This is a genomic window from Brevundimonas sp., from assembly GCF_013823285.1.
GTDB lineage: Bacteria > Pseudomonadota > Alphaproteobacteria > Caulobacterales > Caulobacteraceae > Brevundimonas.
In genome coordinates this window covers 1-16809 of record NZ_PNLV01000057.1, presented here as the reverse complement: position 1 = coordinate 16809, position 16809 = coordinate 1, and the positions used below count along the sequence as shown (strand labels likewise).

Sequence of the window (16809 nt, the reverse complement as noted above, 5' to 3'; positions counted from 1 at the left end):
CCCTCGCCTTCCCCGGTCAGCACGGCCAGCACCTGACCCTCCAGATCCTTCAGGTCGTCCACCCGCTCGGCCATGCGCCGGTCGCCCAGGGCGTTCAGCGCCTGCACGAAGCCGTCGATGGCCGTTCGCCAGGCATGGCCCGCGCTGCGTCCGTCGTTGATGCCCCGCTGGGCCGAGGCCAGCAGTTCGGGGTCGTCCAGAAACGCCAGATGGGCGCCGGCGATGGCGCCGCGGGTGGCGTCGCCGCCGGTCAGGGCCTGCAGCCGGTCTCGCACCGTCTCCAGCGCGCCATCCAGCGCGGCGTGCTCGGCGCCCGCGCCCCGCCCGTCGACGGCGACCTCGATCTCGGTGCGGATCAGCCGCGCGGCCTGGCCGATGGCCACGCCCGGCGCCGCCGTCACCCCGCGCAACAAGCCCGTGTGCAAGGCCCGTCGAGGCCGCGTCGTCGGCTCCGGTGTGACCTTCGCGGCGGGCGCCGCCCCCGCCTCGCCCATGCCGCCTTCGATCAGTTCGGCCAGCGCCTGCACCGCCCGCGCCGCGTCCGGCCCGCTGGCCGACAGGGTGATGGCGTCGCCGTGGCGGATGGCCAGGGCCATGATCCCTACCGGACTCTTCGCGCTGGACCGGCGGTTGAAGGCCGCCACCGTCACCTCGGCGTCGAACCCCTTGGCCAGCGCCGCGATGCGCGCCGCCGGGCGGGCGTGGATGCCATGAGCCAGCGGTGTCACCACCTTGCGTTCCGCCTCGACGGCCGCCGCCCGTGCGGTCTCCGCCCCGGCTCCTGACGCCCGCAGGGTCATCAGCGTATCGCCCGGCCTGACCTCCCGGTCCGTGACCCGGCTCGCCACTTCGAAGGCGTCGCCATTGGTGATGATGATGGGGGTGATCAGGCTCTTCGCCCGCCCCGCGATCAGGTCCAGATCGAACTCGATCAGCGGGTCGCCCGCCTTGACCGCCTGACCCTCGGCGACGCGGGCGGTGAAGCCCTCGCCCTTCAGGGCCACGGTCTCCAGACCGATGTGCATCAGCACCTCGACCCCGCTCTCGCCGCGGATGGTCACCGCGTGGCGGGCGGGCGCCAGGATCGTCACCACCCCGTCGCAGGGCGCGCGTAGCACGCCCTCCATGGGGTCCACCGCCACCCCGTCCCCCATCATCCGCTCGGCGAAGACCGGATCCGGCGCCTCGGAGAGCGGCGCGGCCCAGCCGGCCATGGGCGCGACGAGGACGATGTCGGTCATGGGCGGTCCCGGCTGCCGAGGGTGATGCGCTCGATCGCCCAGATCGGGTCGACCGAGTCGCGCGTGAACCGCAGGCACAGGTCATGCCGGCCTTCCTGGGGCTGAATCTCGCCGGTCAGGACGGTGATCCCGTCATTGTCCACGGCGGGCTGCAGAGGCAGGGTACCGATGCGCGGCCCCTCGCAGCCGCCCAGCCGGATTTCAAGCTCGCCGTGCGGCGTGGACACGGGATGCAGCGGCACCGAGTCCCGCGCCGCCCCCACCTGATAATTGAAGGGGTGAGACCCCACATGCGCGGTCACCATGGTCACCCCGTCCAGCGGCGCCGCCTCATAGACCCAGCACGGATTGAGAATATCGGTCACCAGCACGGCGCGCTCGTCCGTGCGCGGCCCGCGCGGCGCGTCATCCTCCAGCGCCAGCACCAGCCCGCCCACGCACTGGCCCAGCTGATGGCTGGTGCGCGTCACCGCGTCCCGGCGCGTCACGGTCCATTCGCGCTCGCGGCCGACGGGCTCGCCGTTCAGCCAGGTGGAGGCCCGGACGACGGCGCCCGGCTGGACGATCACGGCGTCCTCATAGACCGCCGACTCAGAGGTCACCCCGCCGCCGTCGGTCGTGTAGCGGATCTCGCCCGTCCCGAACTCGTTCGACAGGGACACCGACAAGCCCTCGTCGGCCCCGCTCCCGGCCAGGTCCAGCGACAGCATCGGCTCCAGCCAGATGGTCGCGTGGATGACGCCCAGGGCCTCATAACGATCCAGCTGGTCAGGCAGGCGCGCCGCGAAGCTGGCCCAGTCGTTCGCATGGGGCGGCGACCAGCCCAGCTCGGCCACGGCCGCCATGCGCGGGAACAGCTTGTCCCACAGCCGCTCCTCGGTGCGGATGTGCTCGGTCCAGACGTTGCCCTGAACGCCCAGGATATGATCCAGCTGGTCCTCGGTCAGGGCGTCGGGCGCCGGGTCGAAGGCGTAGACGTCGGGGGTGCTGATCACCGCCCCGCGCCCGGGCGACTCGTCCGGGCTGTGGCTCTGGCGATGGTCGAAATACAGGATCGGGGCCGGGGTCAGGACCGTGTCGTGCCCCATCCGCGCCGCCTCGATGGCGCCGTCGATGCCGCGCCAGGACATGACCGTGGCGTTGGGCGCCAGGCCGCCTTCGAGGATTTCGTCCCAGCCGATCAGGCGTCGGCCGTTGGCGTTCAGGTGGCGCTCGATGCGCCGCACGAACCAGCTCTGCAGTTCGTTCTCGTCCGCGACGCCCAGCTCAACCATCCGCGCCTGGATGTGGGCGTTGGCCTCCCACTGATCCTTGACCGCCTCGTCGCCGCCGATGTGGATGTACTCGCTCGGGAACAGGGCCATGACCTCGTCCAGCACCGTCTCCAGGAATTCGAACGTCCCGTCCTCGATGTTGAACAGCCACGGAAACACGCCCCAGTCGGTAAAGACCGCGTCCGGCGGGTTCTCCACTGACCCCAGTTCCGGATAGGCCACGATGGGCGCCAGGGCGTGTCCCGGCATCTCGATCTCGGGCACCACCGTGATGTTCAGCGCGGCGGCGTAGGCCACGATCTCGCGCACCTGGTCCTGGGTGTAGAAGCCGCCGTACTGCAGCGGCTCGCCGTTGTCGTCGAAGCCCGCCGCTCCGGCCTGCTGGCGCCACGCGCCCACCTCGGTCAGTCGGGGATAAGCGTTGATCTCCAGCCGCCAGGCCTGGTCGTCGGTCAGGTGCCAGTGCAGCACGTTCAGCTTGTGCATGGCCATGACGTCGATCAGGTCCCGGACCATCTCGATGCTCTGGAAATGGCGCGCCGAGTCCAGCATCAGTCCGCGCCAGCCGAAGCGCGGCGCGTCCTCGATGGTCGTCGCGGCGATATCCACCGCGCCCTGCCCCGCCTCGGCGGTGGCCAGCTGCCACAGGCTCACCCCGCCATACAGGAGGCCGCCGAAATCGGACGCGACGATGGTCGCCCCGCCCGGCCCGACCGCCAGGCCGTAAGCGTCCTCGGCCCCGCCCTCATTGCGTTCGAAGACGATCCCCGCCCCGGGTTCTGCCGACACGGCCAGGTCGAGCCCTCGCGTGCGTCGGATCAGGTCGATGAAATACGCGGCCGCCCGGGCCGCTTCCTCGTCGCCGGGCGGAACCCGCACCACGGTGGCGGCGTCCAGGCGGAACACGCCCTCGGCGGGCGTCGCCGCGGCCGGCGCCGGAATCAGCGAGGGCGTCTGCGCCCACGCCGGGGCCGCGACCGTCATCAGTCCGGCTACGGACAGGACGACGGCGGATGAAATGGTCTTGAACATGCAGGGCCCCTCGCACTCGGGAAGACTGTCCGGCGAAAGAGGGGGCGGCGCAATGCGGCCGCCCCAGTTCGCTCAGGGGATAAGCTGACGAAGGCGGCGCGGAGCGGCGGGATCCTCCGCCCCGCGCCCCTGCGTCAGAAGTTGACGGCGAGCGTCGCCATCAGCTTTCGACCGGTCCGGTACACGCCGCGCGGCAGCGCCACCGTATCCGCATAGTTGTAGTACTCGCTGTCCAGCAGGTTCTGGCCCGCGAAGGTCATGCTGACCTGATCGTTGAAGGCCCAGCTGACCGTGGCGTCCAGGTTCTCGTGGTCGTCCACGTACATGTTGTTGGCTCGGTCCACGCCCGTGAAATACTCCGAGCGCCAGCTGTAGCCCAGGCGGGCCGAGAACGGTCCGTTCTCGTAGAACGGGCTGATGTTCAGCTGGTGGTTCGAGTTGTACGGCAAGGGCGAGCCGTCGGCCGCCTCGGCGTCCACATAGGTGTAGTTGGCCAGCAGGCCGAAGCCGTAGGCGAAGGTCTGCTGATAGGCTAGGGCCACCCCGCGCACCTGGGCCGAGCCGGCGTTCGCCGGGCGGCTGATCTGATAGGTGGTGACCGCCTGCTGGGCCTGGTTGAAGTGATCCTCGGGCGAGGTCTGCTGCAGGATGTAGTTGTCGATGTCCTTGTAGAAGAACTCGGCGCCCAGAATGGCCTCGGGCTGGAAGTACCACTCCAGCGAGGCGTGCAGGTTCAGGGATTCATACGGGTTCAGGTCCGGATTGCCGCCGCCGCCGGTGAGGATCTGGTCCGACAGCCAGAAGTAGTTGGACATGTCCGCGAAGTTCGGCCGCGCGATCACCTGGGCCGCCGACAGGCGCAGGATCAGGTCGTCCGCCAGATCGATGGCCACGTTCACGCTGGGTAGCCAGTTGTCGTAGTCCTTGGTGGCCACCACCCACTCCCAGTCGGCCTCGGTCGTGCCGCAGCCGGCCGCCGTCTGGTTGATGCAGGTATAGCCGCCGCTCTCGGATTCGGTGCGCACATAGCGCAGGCCGAAGTTGCCGCGCATCCGGCCGGTGTCGAAGTCGGCCTGCACATAGGCGGCGTGGGCCGACTCCTGGATGTTCCAGTTCTGCGAGGTGAACTCGGCGTTGCCGAACACCGTCACCTCCGGAGCGGTCTGCCAGGGCTGCAGATATCCGCCCCCGGCCAGGTAGTCGGCCAGGGCCGCGCCATCCAGCACGAAGCGGGTCCGCATCTGATCGTTGACGTCAAAGCCGTTCAGATAGTTCGACGGAACTTGGCGGGGATTGAACATGGAGGCGTCGCCGACCCAGCCATAGACCGGGATCGAGACCCCCGACATGCGCTGGTCGGTCTCGTGATCCCGATACTTGTACCCGAACCGGACCTGGGTGATCGCACCGGGCAAGGCATAGCCGAAGTCGATCTGGGCGTACTGCTCCTCGTCCGTGGTCGGCTTGGAGACGATGTTGCCGCCCCAGCCCGAGTTCCAGCCGTCGGGGCCCACCGTGGGATCACCCGCGCCCCAGCCGCCATCGAAGGCGAAGGCGGTCGGGTCGTCCATGATGTTGTTCTCGTAGGTGACCACGCCGGGCCGCCCGGGGGCGCCGGAGATATCCACCGTATAGTTCGACCAGTTCAGGAACTCGCCGAACAGCTGGCGCTGGGTGCCGCCCTCGGCGGTGGTGTAGCCAACGACGCCCGAGACGTCCCAGCGGTCTCCGCTCCATTCCAGGTTCAGCCGGTAGCTGTCCGAGGTCATGGCCGCCTCGCGGTACTGCACGTCCAGCACCGACAGGGCGTTGTCAAAGGAAGCCCGCGTGATGATCCCGTTCTCGACCGTGATGTCGGTCAGACGGTCAATGGCGTTCCAGGTGTTGCCCTGGAAGGCGAACATGGACTGGTTGGTGTTGTCATAGCTGGCGTCGATGCGCAGCCAGTCGAAATTGATCTCCAGGTTCGGGGTCGGCCGCCACTGCAGGGCCGCCATATAGCTGTCGCGGTCGCGCTGCTGTTCGAAATAGGACGCCGCCAGGGCGTTCAGGCCGATGGCGTCCGGATTCGCCGCCAGGGTGTCCGCGCAGGCGCCGACGCAGGTCGGAGAACCCGGCTTCCACGACGCCTGGGTCGAAGGCGCATATTCCGCCGCCGTGATCGTGCCGTAGGACTGAACCCCGTCGCGGCGCAGGAAGTCGCTGGCCCGTTGGGCGGCCACCAGAACGCCGAAGGTGCGCTCCGGATTGGTCCAGTTGCCCATGATGGAATACTGGAAATCGCCTTCCTCGGACCGGTCGTTCCACAGATAGGTCACCGCGCCCGAGATGGGGTTGATGCCCGCGTCCAGCGGACGGCGGGTGTTGACGATCACCGTACCGCCGATGGAGCCCTCGTCGATGCGCGGCTCGGGCGTCTTGTAGACCTCAACGCTGCCGACGATCTGGGGCGCCAGAAGCGCATAGTTGAACGTCCGGCCCGGCTGATCGAGGATGAACCAGTCCGCCGAGGCCACCGTCTGGCCGTTCAGCAGGGTGCGGTTCAGGGCCGGGTCGGTGCCCAGGATCGAGACCTTCTCGCCCTGGCCGAACTCCCGGTCGATAGTCACGCCAGGTATGATGGTGATGGCCTCGGCCACGTTGGAGGACGGGAAGCGGCCCACATCCTCGGCTGTCACCACATCGATGATGGAGTTGGAGCTGCGCTTGGTCTCCAGCGACTGCTGAAGCGAGGCGCGGATGCCCGTGACGACGACCTCGTCCACCTCCGTCACGTCCTGTTGGGACTGAGCCCCGGACTGGGCCATGGCCGCGCCGGCGGCCATGATGGCCAGACCGCTGACGGATGCTGCAATGAGCGATTTACGAACTCTGGTCACCCGGCACTCTCCCCTCAAAGATGGGGACCCCCGTCCCCAAGCCGATTGAAGCCCAATATGATACCAATGACCCCGCTTTACTCATTGCAGGAACACGGGTGCGTCAGGCCAACGAGCCGAACACTGACCCATTACGAAAAAATGACAAGCCCAAAATGATGCCAATTCCGAACAAATTTGATATTGGTATCTCATTGGTCCGATGTTACCGTCACCGACGACGCGGGATGATCGGCCCGCCCGGGGGAGGTTTCGTCCATGTTTTCTGAACGGATCGGCGCGCTGGACCAGGGCGATCACGCGCCCCTTTACAAACAGCTTCAGAAGGCCCTGCGGGACGCCATCAACGCCAAGGTGCTGGCGCCCGACGACGCCCTGCCCGCCGAGCGGGACCTGGCGGCCGAGTACAAGATTTCGCGCATCACCGTGCGCAAGGCGCTGGACGGCCTGGTCGGCGAAGGCCTGCTGACCCGCCGCCAGGGCGCCGGCACCTTCGTCGCCGCCCGCGTGGAAAAGAACTTCTCCAAGCTCTCCTCATTCACCGAGGACATGATCTCGCGCGGCCGCACCCCGCACAGCGCCTGGCTGACCAAGTCGCGCGGGGCCGTGACGCCGGAAGAGTCCATGACCCTGGGCCTGTCGCCCGGCACCCCGGTCTATCGCTTCAGCCGCATCCGTTACGCCGACGGCGCGGTCATGGCGCTGGAGTTCTCGACCATTCCCGGCTTCTGCCTGGCCTCGCCCGATGACGTGGACCATTCCCTCTATGCGGCGCTGGAGAAGACCGGCCACCGCCCCGCCCGCGCGCTGCAGCGCCTGCGCGCCGTGCTTCTGGGCGCCGAGCACGCCGAGCTGATGGGCCTTCGCCCCACCGATCCCGCCCTGTTGATCGAGCGGCGCGGCATCCTGGCGGACGGTCGGGCCGTTGAGGTGACGCAATCCTACTATCGTGGCGACGCCTATGACTTCGTCGCCGAACTGAACGCCCTGTCGTGAGAGCCGCCGCCGTGACCGCCCCGTCCGCCGAATTCACCCGCATGTTCGCCGAAGCCGCCGAGGCCTCGTCCGTCGTGGCGCGCCAGCTGGCGGCCAACACCGGGGTCGTGCGCGACCTGGCTGCGACCCTGCGCCGCGAACCGCCCCGCGCGGTCGTCACCTTCGGACGCGGCAGCTCGGACCACGCCGGCACCTATGGCCGCTATCTCATGGGCACGCGGCTGGGGGTCCTGACCTCGGCGGCCGGCCTGTCGGTCAGCTCGGTTTATCAGACCCACCAGACCCTGGACGGGGTGCTGGGCCTGGCCATCTCCCAGTCGGGCAAGAGTCCGGACCTTCTGTCCGCCGTGCGCGCGGCGAAGGATGCGGGGGCCCGAATGGTCGCCCTCGTCAACGACGCCGACTCGCCGTTGGCCGAGCTCGCCGACATCGTCATTCCCCTTCACGCGGGCGCCGAGCGCAGCGTAGCGGCGACCAAATCTTACATCGCCTCCCTGAGCGCCCTGGCCCATCTGACGGCGGAGTGGAGCGACGATGCGGGCCTGCGGACCGGCCTGTCGGCCCTGCCCGCCCAGCTGGCCCAGGCCTGGGCGCTGGACTGGTCGCAAGGCGTCGAGGCCCTGAAGGACGCCCGCAACCTCTATGTGCTGGGACGCGGCGTCGGCTACGGCGTGGCCATGGAGGCAGCGCTGAAATTCAAGGAGACCTGCGGCCTGCACGCCGAAGCGTTCTCGACCGCAGAGGTCCTGCACGGCCCCATGGCCCTGGTCGAACCCGGCTTTCCCGCCCTCGTCTTCGCCCAGAACGATGAAACCCGTGACGGCGTCCGCGCCATGGCCGCCGACATGGCTGCGCGCGGGGCCCACGTCCTGACGGCCGCGTCGGGCGAGCCCGGCGGCCTCCCAGCCCTGGCCGCCGATCCGGGACTGGAGCCGATCCTGATGATCCAGAGTTTCTACCGCATGGCCAACGCCCTGTCGGTGGCCCGGGGCTATGATCCCGATCGCCCGCCCCATCTGAACAAGGTCACTGAAACGGTCTGATGCGCACGGTTCTGATCAATGGCCGGGTGCTGACCGGCGACGTCCTGCGCGAGGACGTGGCGGTGGTTCTGGACGGCGACCGCATCGCCGACGTGGTCCCCGCCGACGCCGCGCCCGACGGCGCGCGCGTGGATCTGGACGGCGGCGTTCTGCTGCCCGGCTTCATCGACACCCAGGTCAACGGCGGAGGCGGGGTGCTGTTCAACGACGAGCCGACGGTGGAGGGCATCGCGGCCATCGCCGCCGCCCATCGCCGCTTCGGCGCCACCGGCTTCCTGCCCACCCTGATCAGCGACGATCTGGACGTCATCGACCGCGCCATGCGCGCGGTGGAGACGGCCATGGAACAGGGCGTGCCCGGCGTTCTGGGCATCCACATCGAGGGCCCGTATCTCAGCGCCCGGCGCCGCGGCATCCACAGCCTCGATCGCCTGCGCGACCTGGATGAGGAGGGCCTGGCCCTGCTCACCTCGCTCAAGCGCGGCCGCACCCTGGTCACCGTGGCGCCCGAGGCGGCGACGCCGGCCATGATCGGCCGCCTAGCCGCCGCCGGGGTGGTGATCGCTATCGGCCACACCAACGCCGGCTATGACGAGGCCCGCCGCGCCCTGGACGCGGGCGCCACCGGCGTCACCCACCTTTTCAACGCCATGAGCCAGCTGGGCAACCGCGAGCCCGGCGTGGTGGGCGCCGCCCTGGACGACCCGAACTGCTGGTGCGGCCTGATCGTGGACGGCCGCCATGTCCATGACGCCACGCTCAGGATCGCCCTGCGCGCGCGGCCGCTGGACCGCTTCATGCTGGTCACCGACGCCATGCCCTCGGTGGGCATGACCGACAAGGTCTTCGACCTGCACGGCCGCCGCATCACGGTTCAGGACGGGGTCTGCATGGACGAGCACGGCACCCTGGCCGGCGCCGATCTGGACATGGCCTCGGCCGTCCGCAACGCCGTGGAGCGCCTCGGCCTCACCCTGCCCCAGGCCGCCTTCATGGCCGCCGGCGCCCCCGCCGCCTTCATGGGCCTGTCCGACCAGCGCGGCCGCATCGAAGCCGGCCTCATGGCCGACCTGGTCCTGCTGGACCGCGACGGCCACACCCTCCGCACCTGGATCGGCGGCCAGAGCTCCGAGTCCTGAAGCTTTCGTCGTCGCCTCTGGCCAAGCTGGAAAAATGCCTGTAAGCGGGCCGGCCCGAGGACGAGAGAACCATGTTCCACTACTGCGTCAAGATGAGCCTGCCCGCCAGCCGCGACCTGAATCTGGTCGCGGGTGAGGGCTTGCGCGTGGAGGCGGTGTAGCGGAACGACCAGATCGTTCACGGTTTCAGCAACCCCTCCCGCGACCGGCCGGAGGGGTTTTTTGTTTCCGAAACGGGGGCTCCCTCTGACCGGTCCGGAAGGATCAGACAGAAAAGGAGACGTCGGCCATGCATGGCTATGACGTGATCGAGAACCCGGGCGCGCCGATCAAGGCGTGGACCCGGGGGGTGCCCATCGAGGATGCGGCGCTGACACAGTTGAAGAACGTGGCCTCGCTGCCGTTCATCCATTCCCACGTCGCGGTCATGCCCGACGTGCACTGGGGCAAGGGCGCGACCGTGGGGTCCGTGATCCCGACCGTGGGGGCCATCATTCCGGCCGCGGTAGGCGTGGACATCGGCTGCGGCATGATGGCGGTGCGGACCTCGATCCGCGCTGAACACCTGCCGGACGACCTTTCGGGCATCCGCTCCGCCATCGAGGCGGCCGTTCCGCACGGCCGCACCGACAACGGCGGGCGCAACGACAAGGGCGCCTGGGCCGGCGAGCCGCCGGCCTCGGCCGTGACCCGCTGGGCGGACCTCAAGGCCGGCTACGACGCCGTGGTCGAGGCCCACCCCAAGGCGGCGCACCCGCGTGGCTTCGGCCACCTGGGCACGCTGGGCACCGGCAACCATTTCATCGAGCTCTGCCTCGATGAGGCGGGCGACGTCTGGGTGATGCTGCACTCCGGCTCGCGTGGCGTAGGCAACCGGTTCGGGACCTATTTCATCGAACGGGCCAGGCACGAGATGCGGCGCTGGCACATCAACCTGCCGGATCAGGACCTGGCCTATTTCCCGGAAGGGACGGACGGCTTCGTCCACTATGTCCGGGCGGTGTCGTGGGCCCAGAAGTACGCGCGCGCCAACCGCGAGGTGATGGACAGCGTGCTCGGCGTGCTGAAGGCCTTCTGGCCGGATCTGGAGACGACGCAGGAGGCGGTGAACTGTCACCACAACTACGTCTCGAAGGAGCGCCACTTCGGCAAGGACGTGTTCCTGACCCGTAAGGGCGCCGTGTCGGCCAGGCTCGATGAGCTGGGCATCATCCCCGGCTCGATGGGGGCGAAGTCCTTCATCGTGCGCGGCAAGGGCAATGCGGACTCGTTCTGCACCTGCTCACACGGCGCCGGTCGGGCCATGAGCCGGACCGAGGCGAAGCGGCGCTTCACGGTGGAGGACCATGTCCGCGCCACCGAAGGCGTCGAGTGCCGCAAGGACGCCGAGGTGATCGATGAAACGCCGATGGCCTACAAGGACATCGACGCGGTCATCGCGGCCCAGACCGACCTGATCGAGGTCGTGCACACCCTGCGTCAGGTGGTGTGCGTCAAGGGATGACGGGAGCCGGTCGTGCGCGAGCATGGCCGGCTTTCGTCGTTCCGGAACCCTGACCGCCTTTTCATGTCAGCGCCCCATTGCCGCCCCAATTCGCTACAAGTGTAACGCTACATTTGTAGAGGAGGCGGCCCCATGATCGAGTCCCTGCCCCGGCGCGAGCGGGAGGTGTTCGAAACCCTCTGTCGGCTTGAGGCCGCCACGGCGGCTGATGTCCGCACCACCCTGTCCGATCCGCTCAGCGACTCCGCCGTGCGCACCCTGCTGTCCCGGCTCGAGGCCAAGGCGCTGGTCCGCCGCGAGCCCGGTCAGGGCGGTTTCGTCTATCGCCCGGCGCCGCGCCCCGACGCCCTGGCCGCCGGCGCCCTCAAGCGCATGGTGGACACCTTCTTCGCCGGGTCCGCCGTCAGCGCCGCCACCGCCCTTCTGGGCATGGGCGACCGCCTGACCTCCGACGAGGCCGAAGCCCTTCGCCGCCTGATCGACAAGGCCAAGGGAGACGGCAAATGACGCTCGCCCTCCTCATCGCCCTTCTCGCCAAGTCCAGCCTGATCGCTGGCGCAGGCCTGCTGCTGGCCCGCTTCGCCACCCGTCGCCCGATCGAGCGCGTCGACATCCTGCGCGGAACCGTCCTGATGCTGCTGGCCCTGCCCGTGCTCATGGCCGTGGGTCCGGCCCTGCGCCTTGCGGTCTTGCCGTCAGCGCCCGCCACCGCCCCGATCGCGCCGCCGGTCTGGAGCGGACAGGTCGAGCCCCTCGACGGGGTGGCCGTATCCGGCGCCCTGGCCATGCCCGACGCCGCCGTCATCCTCGCCTGCCTTTGGACCCTCGGGGCCGTGCTGATCGCCGCCCGCTTCGCCGCCGGGGTATGGACCCTGCACCGCTGGACCAGCGAGGCCGCGCCCGTGCGCTGCCCGCGCTGGCTGACGGCCCTGGCCGCGCATCAGCCCCGGCCTCGCCTGCTGGCCAGCCGTCAGGCGCCCGGCCCGCTCAGCTGGGGCGTTCGACCCGGCGTGGTCCTGATCGACGAGACCAGCCTCAGGGCGCCCCAGGCGGCTCCGGCCATCCTGGCCCACGAGATGGCGCACCTGCGCCGCGCCGACTGGGTCTTCCTGATCCTGTCGCGTCTGGTCCTGGCCCTGTTCTGGTTCAACCCGCTGGTCTGGCGTCTGCACGCCGACCTCGCCGCCCGCGCCGAGGAAGCCGCCGACGCCATCGCCGCCGGCCACATGGACCGCGCCGAATACGCCAGCGCCCTGATCGGCCTGGCCAGCGCCCCCGCCCCCCCGGCCGCCCTGGCCATGGCCGCCCGACCCCACGCCCTGAAAAGAAGGATCGCCTGCCTCATGACCGCCGTCCCCTCACGCCGCCGCCCCCTGGTCGCCCTCGGCGCCGTCGCCCTTCTGGCCGCCGTGGCCGCCCCCGTCGCCGCCCTGGAGCTGCAGGCGCCGCCGTCGCCGCCCCCTGCGCCGGAAGCGCCCCGCCCACCTGTCGCGCCGGAACGCCTCGATCTGGCCCAACTGGTCGCGCCTGCGCCGCCTGCCCCGCCCGCGCCTCCGGCCCCGCCGCCCCCGCCGCCCCCGCCTCCCGCTCCTCCTGCGCCCCCGGTCGAGGGCGGCGTCTACTATCGGCATGGCGCCGACACGGCCGAGATGCGCGCCCATGTGGAGGCGGTCCGCGTCCACGCCGAGGAAGCCCGCCGCCATGCCGACCAGATCCGCGTGGAGGCGGCCGCCAACGCCCACGCCGCCGCCCGGGTCCGGGTGAACGCCGACGCCGCCCGCGCCCATGCCGAACAGGCGCGCGCCCAGGCTCTGGTCCATGCCGCACAGGCCCGGGAGCAGGCCCGTGTCCAGATGGCCGAGGCGCGGGTTCACATGCGTGAAGGCGCCCAGCAGATGCGCCGGGGCGCGGAACAGATGCGTGAGGAAAGCCGCCGTCTGCGCGACCCGGCCTACCGCGCCCGCCAGATCGAGCAGAACCGTGCGCGGGGCCAGACCGTGACCGACGAAGACCTCGCCGCCCTTTCGCCCCGCCTGGCTGAACAAGCCGATGAAATGGACCGTCAGGCCGACCGCCTGGCGAGTCAGGCGTCCTCGGACATCTGATCCCCTCACGCCGCCGCGACGCCTTGTCCGCTCCGCCGGACAGGGCGTTTGCGCGTCCTTTCGCGGTTGCGTAAGAAAGCGGTCTCCCCACGCCAAACCACGGATCGCTCATGTCCAGCCTGCAGTCCTCCGCCCTCGCGCGCGTCAAGCCTTCGGCCACCCTGGCCGTGACCGCCAAGGCGCGCGAGCTCAAGCGGGCAGGCCGCGATGTGATCGGTCTGGGTGCCGGCGAGCCGGACTTCGACACCCCCGACAACATCAAGCAGGCCGCCATCGCCGCCATCCAGCGCGGCGACACCAAATACACCGACGTGGACGGCACGCCCGAGCTCAAGGCCGCCATCGTGGCCAAGTTCGCGCGCGAGAACGGCCTGACCTACGAGACCAGCCAGATCCACGTGGCTCCCGGCGGCAAGGCGGTGCTGTACAACGCCTTGGTCGCCACCCTCTCGCCCGGCGACGAGGTGATCGTGCCTGCGCCCTACTGGGTCAGCTATCCGGACATGGTGCTGCTGGCGGGCGGCGAGCCCGTGGAGATCGTGGGCGAGGCCGCCGACGGCTTCAAGCTGAAGCCCGAGGTGCTGGAGGCCGCCATCACGCCCCGCACGAAGTGGCTGATCCTCAACAGCCCGTCCAACCCCACCGGCGCCGCCTACACCCGCGCCGAACTGGAGTCCCTGGCCGAGGTCCTGCGCCGTCATCCCCACGTCTGGGTCATGACCGACGACATGTACGAGCATCTGGTCTACGGCGGCTTCGAGTACACCACCATCGCCCAGGTGGCGCCGGACCTCTACGAACGCACCCTGACGGTCAACGGCGTGTCCAAGGCCTACGCCATGACCGGCTGGCGCATCGGTTACGCGGGCGGGCCGAAGCCCCTCATCGACCTGATGCGCAAGGTGGCGGGCCAGACCACGTCCAACCCCTCCTCCATCAGCCAGGCCGCCGCCGTGGAGGCCCTGAACGGGCCGCAGGACTTCATGGCCGTGCGCCGCGCCGCGTTCGAAAAGCGGCGCGACCTGGTGGTGTCCATGCTGAACGAGGCCGAAGGTATCACCTGCGCCACGCCCGAGGGCGCCTTCTACGTCTATCCGTCGGCCGAGGGGCTGATGGGCAAGACGACCACGACCGGCGTGATGATCGACAGCGACGAGGTCTTCGCCCGTGAATTGCTGGAAGCCGAGGGCGTGGCGGTGGTGCACGGCGCAGCCTTCGGCCTGTCGCCGTTCTTCCGCATCAGCTACGCCACCTCGGAAGATGTGCTGGAGGACGCCTGCAAGCGCATCCAGCGGTTCTGCGCCGGCCTCGCCTGACAACCGGAACCGCGCCTCTCCCGATGGGTTCATCCCCCATCATTCAAGGGAGAGACGCAATGAAGGTTCGCGACATCATGAGCCGTGACGTGCAGGTCGCCCGTCCCGGCGACTCCATCCAGAACGTGGCCGGCCGCATGGCGGCGGGCGACTTCGGTTTCATGCCGGTGGCCGAGGGCGACCAGCTGGTGGGCGCGGTCACCGACCGGGATCTGGTGGTGCGGGCCCTGGCGGGCGGCGCGGGCGCCGACACCCCCGTCAGCGAGGCAATGACCACCACGGTGGAATGGCGACGTGACGACGAGGATCTCAAGGACGTGCTGAAATGCATGTCCGACAAGCAGATTCGCCGCCTGCCAATCCTCGACGGAGACAACCGCCTGGTCGGCGTGGTGTCCCTCGGCGACCTCTCCACCCGCGTAAAGGAAAAATACGCCGGCGAAGCGCTGGAAGAAATCTCCCGCCCGAACTGACGGACCTCAGATCACCGCGCCCGTCGCCTCGGCGATGGTGCGGCGGGCCTCGGCGATGGCGGCCTCGGTGGTGATCTCGCCGTCCTCGATCTGGTTGGCCAGGCCCATCAGGGTCGGACCCGTCACCGCGCCGTTGCTGGCCTCCTCCTCTACCGAGACGCCGTCTCCGGCGGCGATGGCGGCGTCCCAGAAACCGCGCACGGCGGCCCAGTACTCCGACGTGGCCGCCCAGTAGGCGTCGCCGGCCGCAGGGTCGAACCCGTCCCAGCGGCGGTAGGTGTTGACCACATCCTCCTGCACATAGGCCACCAGTCCCGCCGCATCGCCCTGGGCCTGGCCCAGCTTGACGTTGTCCTGCAGGTGCGCCCAGCCGAAGGGCGTCAGGACGTGGCGATTGCTGCCCACATAGCGGTCGTAGACCGGGTCGCGCACCGCATCGCGCCGCGCCAGCGGTCGGGTGGTCTCGTCAGACGTCCACTGGGCCATGCCGTTGTCGTGGGACCAGCGGCCGACGCCGCCGTAGCGGGGCGAGTCGTCCGTCTGCCACACGGTCTGGGACCAGGCGCCGCGCCGCGCGGCCGCCGCCACAGGGCTGAGGTCCCATCGATCGGGCCCGGCATAGGTCAGCACCGTCTCGGGTTCATAGACCCAGTCCTGACGCCAGTGCTTGATGACGAAGGTCTGGCCCTCGTGATCCATCACCAGGATGTGCTGCAGGCTGATGCGGTCGCCGTCGTCGTAGACAACCCGAACGATCTCGTTGCCGCCCGACAGCTTGGCCTCCAGCGGCTCATAACCGTCCTGGAACGGAACCGTCTCGCGCATGTCGAAACGGACCCGGAAGTCGCCCGCCTGGGACAGGATGGCCTGACGGTCCTGATCAAAGCGGGATTGCTCGGCCTGGGCCTGGGCCTGCGCCGGCTGGGAGAGCGCAGGCTGGGCCATGGCGGCCAGGGGCGCCGCGAGGACGGCGACGAGGGCGACGGCGGTGGAACGCATGGTGGTGCTCCTTTGTGCGGATGATCGCGCTGAGGGTCAGTAACGCAGGGACAGGGACACGGAGACATTCCGTCCCGGCTGGGTGTAGGCGTCCAGCACCGCCGAGGTGGACGACAGGCCCGCGATGTCGCTCCACCAGCTGTAGGTCTCGTCGAACACGTTGAAGACGCCCGCGCGCAGGGTGACGTTGTCGTTGACGTTCCACCAGGCGGTCAGGTCCAGCAGGGTGAAATCGTCGCCGGTGAAACAGGCGTCATGGCAGGACAGGCCGTCGGTTTCGTTCACGTCCTTCTGCGCCGACCAGGTCACGATCGCCTGCCCGCCCCAGCGGCCCGCCGGCTCCGCATAGCCCAGACCCGCCACCAGCTTGATGGGATCGATGGTCGGCAGGGAAGCGCGCGCCCCCGCCTCGGTCTGCTCGCCGTCGGCGTAGGAGAAGGCCCCTGTCAGGCTGAACCCGTTGTCCCAGGCGATGTCGCCCCGCGCCTCGAAACCGTGGACCGTCACACCGCCCAGGTTCACGTACTGATAGATCGCCGGATCCGCCGGGGTGAACGACCCGCCGACCACGATCTGGCTGATGAAATCGTCATAGTCCGAGCGGAAGGCGGCCAGTTGCAGCCGCGCGTCGCCGCCGGCCAGCTGCACATTGCGGAAGCGGACGCCGCCCTCGATGCTGGTGCTGGTCTCCGGCCCCAGGTCCGGGTTGGGGATCGAGACATAGCCGAACAGCGGGTTGGAGAAGGCGTTGTTCACCTGCATGGGCGACGGCGCCTTGAAGCCCTCGGCCACATTGGCGAACAGGCCG

13 protein-coding genes are annotated in these 16809 nt (G+C 69.4%); 8 read left to right on the top strand and 5 right to left on the bottom strand.

Annotation, left to right across the window (positions count from 1 at the left end; translation table 11 throughout):
* The 3 genes from C0461_RS09380 to C0461_RS09370 all read right to left on the bottom strand — a co-directional run.
* The coding region (locus C0461_RS09380; protein WP_292106114.1) for a glucose PTS transporter subunit IIA at positions 1–1241 on the bottom strand (1241 nt) is incomplete at its 3' end.
* Complete coding sequence (locus C0461_RS09375) at positions 1238–3547, bottom strand: family 20 glycosylhydrolase (RefSeq protein ID WP_292106112.1); 2310 nt, start codon at positions 3545–3547, stop codon at positions 1238–1240. The genes C0461_RS09375 and C0461_RS09380, both read right to left, overlap by 4 nt.
* A gap of 134 nt (positions 3548–3681) precedes the next feature.
* Positions 3682–6426, bottom strand: coding sequence for a TonB-dependent receptor (locus C0461_RS09370; protein ID WP_292106109.1), 2745 nt, complete (start codon positions 6424–6426; stop codon positions 3682–3684).
* A 258-nt stretch (positions 6427–6684) separates the two neighbouring features.
* Between C0461_RS09370 and C0461_RS09365 the strand changes: the two genes are divergently transcribed.
* The 8 genes from C0461_RS09365 to C0461_RS09330 all read left to right on the top strand — a co-directional run bounded on the left by C0461_RS09365 (position 6685) and on the right by C0461_RS09330 (position 15002).
* The gene (locus tag C0461_RS09365) at positions 6685–7422 is read left to right on the top strand and encodes a GntR family transcriptional regulator (protein ID WP_292106106.1); all 738 of its coding nucleotides are present in this window, start codon (positions 6685–6687) and stop codon (positions 7420–7422) included.
* Positions 7423–7463: 41 nt separating this feature from the next.
* On the top strand, positions 7464–8465 hold the full coding sequence (locus C0461_RS09360) for an SIS domain-containing protein (protein WP_292106117.1): 1002 nt from the start codon (positions 7464–7466) through the stop codon (positions 8463–8465).
* Positions 8465–9604, top strand: coding sequence for an N-acetylglucosamine-6-phosphate deacetylase (gene nagA, locus C0461_RS09355; protein WP_292106104.1), 1140 nt, complete (start codon positions 8465–8467; stop codon positions 9602–9604). Before C0461_RS09360 ends, nagA begins: the two co-directional genes overlap by 1 nt.
* A gap of 289 nt (positions 9605–9893) precedes the next feature.
* Entirely contained in the window at positions 9894–11108 is a 1215-nt protein-coding gene (locus C0461_RS09350; RefSeq protein WP_292106101.1) for an RtcB family protein, read from the top strand.
* Positions 11109–11240: 132 nt separating this feature from the next.
* The gene (locus tag C0461_RS09345) at positions 11241–11615 is read left to right on the top strand and encodes a BlaI/MecI/CopY family transcriptional regulator (protein ID WP_292106097.1); all 375 of its coding nucleotides are present in this window, start codon (positions 11241–11243) and stop codon (positions 11613–11615) included.
* Complete coding sequence (locus tag C0461_RS09340) at positions 11612–13213, top strand: M56 family metallopeptidase (RefSeq protein WP_292106095.1); 1602 nt, start codon at positions 11612–11614, stop codon at positions 13211–13213. The genes C0461_RS09345 and C0461_RS09340 overlap by 4 nt, the downstream gene beginning before the upstream one ends.
* A gap of 110 nt (positions 13214–13323) precedes the next feature.
* On the top strand, positions 13324–14529 hold the full coding sequence (locus C0461_RS09335; RefSeq protein ID WP_292106093.1) for a pyridoxal phosphate-dependent aminotransferase: 1206 nt from the start codon (positions 13324–13326) through the stop codon (positions 14527–14529).
* 59 nt (positions 14530–14588) lie between these two features.
* Positions 14589–15002, top strand: a complete 414-nt coding sequence (locus C0461_RS09330; RefSeq protein ID WP_292106091.1) for a CBS domain-containing protein — start codon at positions 14589–14591, stop codon at positions 15000–15002.
* A gap of 6 nt (positions 15003–15008) precedes the next feature.
* Here C0461_RS09330 and C0461_RS09325 read toward each other — a convergent pair whose 3' ends face one another.
* Both C0461_RS09325 and C0461_RS09320 read right to left on the bottom strand, forming a co-directional pair.
* Positions 15009–16001 carry a DUF6607 family protein gene (locus C0461_RS09325; RefSeq protein WP_292106088.1) on the bottom strand — a complete coding sequence of 331 codons (993 nt, stop codon included), beginning with the start codon at positions 15999–16001 and terminating at the stop codon, positions 15009–15011.
* A gap of 36 nt (positions 16002–16037) precedes the next feature.
* Positions 16038–16809, bottom strand: a 772-nt coding sequence (locus C0461_RS09320; protein WP_292106086.1) for a TonB-dependent receptor, incomplete at its 5' end; no start/stop codon positions are given.

What these genes read in the sequence shown, in the direction of transcription:
- C0461_RS09375 (WP_292106112.1), bottom strand. Translation starts at nt 3,547, where the DNA reads ATGTTCAAGACCATTTCATCCGCCGTCGTCCTGTCCGTAGCCGGACTG.
- C0461_RS09365 (WP_292106106.1), top strand. Translation starts at nt 6,685, where the DNA reads ATGTTTTCTGAACGGATCGGCGCGCTGGACCAGGGCGATCACGCGCCC.
- C0461_RS09360 (WP_292106117.1), top strand. Translation starts at nt 7,464, where the DNA reads ATGTTCGCCGAAGCCGCCGAGGCCTCGTCCGTCGTGGCGCGCCAGCTG.
- nagA (WP_292106104.1), top strand. Translation starts at nt 8,465, where the DNA reads ATGCGCACGGTTCTGATCAATGGCCGGGTGCTGACCGGCGACGTCCTG.
- C0461_RS09350 (WP_292106101.1), top strand. Translation starts at nt 9,894, where the DNA reads ATGCATGGCTATGACGTGATCGAGAACCCGGGCGCGCCGATCAAGGCG.
- C0461_RS09345 (WP_292106097.1), top strand. Translation starts at nt 11,241, where the DNA reads ATGATCGAGTCCCTGCCCCGGCGCGAGCGGGAGGTGTTCGAAACCCTC.
- C0461_RS09340 (WP_292106095.1), top strand. Translation starts at nt 11,612, where the DNA reads ATGACGCTCGCCCTCCTCATCGCCCTTCTCGCCAAGTCCAGCCTGATC.
- C0461_RS09335 (WP_292106093.1), top strand. Translation starts at nt 13,324, where the DNA reads ATGTCCAGCCTGCAGTCCTCCGCCCTCGCGCGCGTCAAGCCTTCGGCC.
- C0461_RS09330 (WP_292106091.1), top strand. Translation starts at nt 14,589, where the DNA reads ATGAAGGTTCGCGACATCATGAGCCGTGACGTGCAGGTCGCCCGTCCC.
- C0461_RS09325 (WP_292106088.1), bottom strand. Translation starts at nt 16,001, where the DNA reads ATGCGTTCCACCGCCGTCGCCCTCGTCGCCGTCCTCGCGGCGCCCCTG.